The sequence below is a fragment of the Bacillus sp. 05T31 genome (assembly GCF_056396725.1).
On record NZ_JBFTMA010000772.1, the window covers coordinates 1 to 2,398 of the forward strand.

Genomic DNA, 2,398 nt, shown 5'->3' on the forward strand with positions numbered 1-2,398 from the left:
TTGGAATGTAACTAAGAAATTAATTCCTAACGGATTCAAGATTTCATTCGCCCATGCGCCTGCAGTTACAATTACCTTTTCTGCTAAAATTATTTCATCGTTTACTGTAACTCCAGTAATACGATTACCTTCACGAACTAATACAGCATCTCCTTTTATAAAAGTAGCACCATGTTTTTTCGCAGCACTTATTAATGCGTTACGTAATGATCTTCCATTTACTCGTGCAGCGCCACTAATATGAACAGAACTGTATTCTTCTGATAATGCTGGGAATAATTTTTTCGTTTCTTCAGCTGATAAGCGAGTGATTTCACCGATCTCTGGTGCATCTTCACGTCGTTTATAAGCTCGTTCTTCCATTTGATCTAGTTTTTTCTCGTCAGTATGTAAACTAATTGCACCTACACGGTTGTAACCTGTATCCGTTTCACCGTCTTCTTCTAATTGTTGGATTAACGAAGAATAGTAACGTGCACCGCCCTTAACGATTTTATACCACGCTTTATTACGACGTTGCGACAGCCACGGACAGACAATACCTGCTGCTGCATCAGTTGCTTGACCTAAATCTTGACGATCTACAATAGTAACCTTCGCACCAGCCTTAGCAAGATGATAGGCAGTAGATGCCCCTAAAATTCCAGATCCAACTACAATATACGATTTCATTTCAAACACCTTTTCTCTTTTGCTAATTATTTAAATATAAGAACATACTTTAGTATACTGAAAGGAATCCTTTTTTCAATGTGCTCAACGTAATTAATTGTTGCATCATTGTGACGTTCCTAATCATTATTTTTTCTTCTTACGGAATAATTCAATTGTTTTATAGCCTTGTGAAAGGATTTCAATCATTTTCTCAAGACGTTTATCGCGTGTTTTTTCTTGTTTCACAGAAAATAAATTACGTGCCCAATCTTTTTGATAACCAGGAGTTAAACTTTGATAAAACTTAAGTTCAKYTGGATGATTAGCCAATARTGCTTCAACATCTTKAATWCGRTCTGCATAATCRGCAACRCATTGACTCRYWGCAGGYGTTTTCTTCKCTTTTTTCTTTTCACGTTTTAAACCTACAACTGTAAAGACATCATCCATACTTACCATTCGCGCAAATTTAATTTCGCTTTCCCCAACATATCCATCATCTCCAACGTTTAATGCCGGAAACATCTCATCACGGTGAATAAACGTACTGTAACGAGCATTACCTTTTTTCGGATATGCGAAAAACACGTAACCTTTTTCAATTAGTAATTCTTCATTACTAATAATAAAATTCGTTTGTTTCACCATTTCATCAAGTGTTTCAACAAAAATAAAAATAGCATCATGTTCTTTTGAAAATGAGGTTTCTTTACCTGTGAAAATGTCATAATCACTTGGTTCGTTAATTACGACCATATTTGTATACTTATTTAGTTTCAATTTATCAATAACTGACATTATAATCTTCCTTTGCATCCAATATTCATTTTATATACTTCTTTATACTGTTCTAGTGTATTATATCTATTAAGAAAATTAAACTTGAAATCGTATCATTCTGTTTCAATAGACCATAATTTTTTACTATAAGGAGTGGTTTTATGCCATATGTAATCCGAGATGAAGGGCTAGTTTTGCAAGGAGATAATGGAAAAGAGCCAGTTTTTCATACATATGAAGAAGCTGAGGAAACGTTAAAAACGTTAACTATACCGCAGTTTCCGAAACATATTAGACGAAAACCATTTAAACCAAAAATAATAAAAATAGCCGATTCTGAATAAGAACCGGCTATTTTTATATTCACAACTCAATAGCAAATAAAGTATATAAAAGCTCTTTATATTGATTTTCTGTAATTTCACGCTTCGTTTTTTCTCCATAAATAATTTCAGTTAAACTAGTATTCGTTAATGAGATATGGCCAAAGTTCGTCAATTTTACTGCAATGGGTCCTTTATTGAAAATAGATTTCTCATCTTCTATCCCCATCTTCAAGTGCCCAATCGTTTATATCATTTTTATATACGGTACCTAGTGCGAGTTGTACATCATAACCACTATCTTTTAAAAAATAGTAAAAAAGAGTATTTAATTCATAACAAAGCCCACCTCGAGAACTAGTTAAAATTTTCTCTTGTAAGTTTTTCATAGAAATTGTATTCGCATTACTTGCTATTACATTTAAATTCTCAAACGGGATTGTGTGGGCAAATGCAAAGAGTATTGTACTTAATTCTTCAAATTTTATTTCAGTACGTTTTTCAAGGTTTAATCTTGTAAAGAGTTGATCTTGTAACTTTGTCATATTCAGCACCCCTTAATAAGTTATAAGTTAAAATACTATATGCTGATTGTAAATTTGAAGGGATATTGTAACAATGTATATTTGCAGTTACTGTAC

Annotated in this window: 3 protein-coding genes and 1 pseudogene; 1 reads left to right on the top strand and 3 read right to left on the bottom strand. The window is 32.8% G+C overall.

Features of this window, described 5'->3' with window-relative positions; all coding sequences use genetic code 11:
• Both AC1DJR_RS28040 and AC1DJR_RS28045 read right to left on the bottom strand, forming a co-directional pair.
• A partial coding sequence (locus AC1DJR_RS28040) for an NAD(P)/FAD-dependent oxidoreductase (protein ID WP_477004053.1) occupies positions 1 to 672 on the bottom strand: 672 nt, incomplete at its 3' end.
• A 126-nt stretch (positions 673 to 798) separates the two neighbouring features.
• Positions 799 to 1,452, bottom strand: coding sequence for a YdeI/OmpD-associated family protein (locus AC1DJR_RS28045; RefSeq protein ID WP_477004054.1), 654 nt, complete (start codon positions 1,450 to 1,452; stop codon positions 799 to 801).
• A gap of 143 nt (positions 1,453 to 1,595) precedes the next feature.
• Between AC1DJR_RS28045 and AC1DJR_RS28050 the strand changes: the two genes are divergently transcribed.
• Positions 1,596 to 1,778 carry a hypothetical protein gene (locus AC1DJR_RS28050; protein WP_002013279.1) on the top strand — a complete coding sequence of 61 codons (183 nt, stop codon included), beginning with the start codon at positions 1,596 to 1,598 and terminating at the stop codon, positions 1,776 to 1,778.
• Positions 1,779 to 1,797: 19 nt separating this feature from the next.
• On the opposite strand, the pseudogene AC1DJR_RS28055 reads toward AC1DJR_RS28050, so the two are convergent.
• Positions 1,798 to 2,302 (bottom strand): annotated as a pseudogene (locus tag AC1DJR_RS28055) (arylamine N-acetyltransferase).
• Positions 2,303 to 2,398 lie beyond the last annotated feature (96 nt).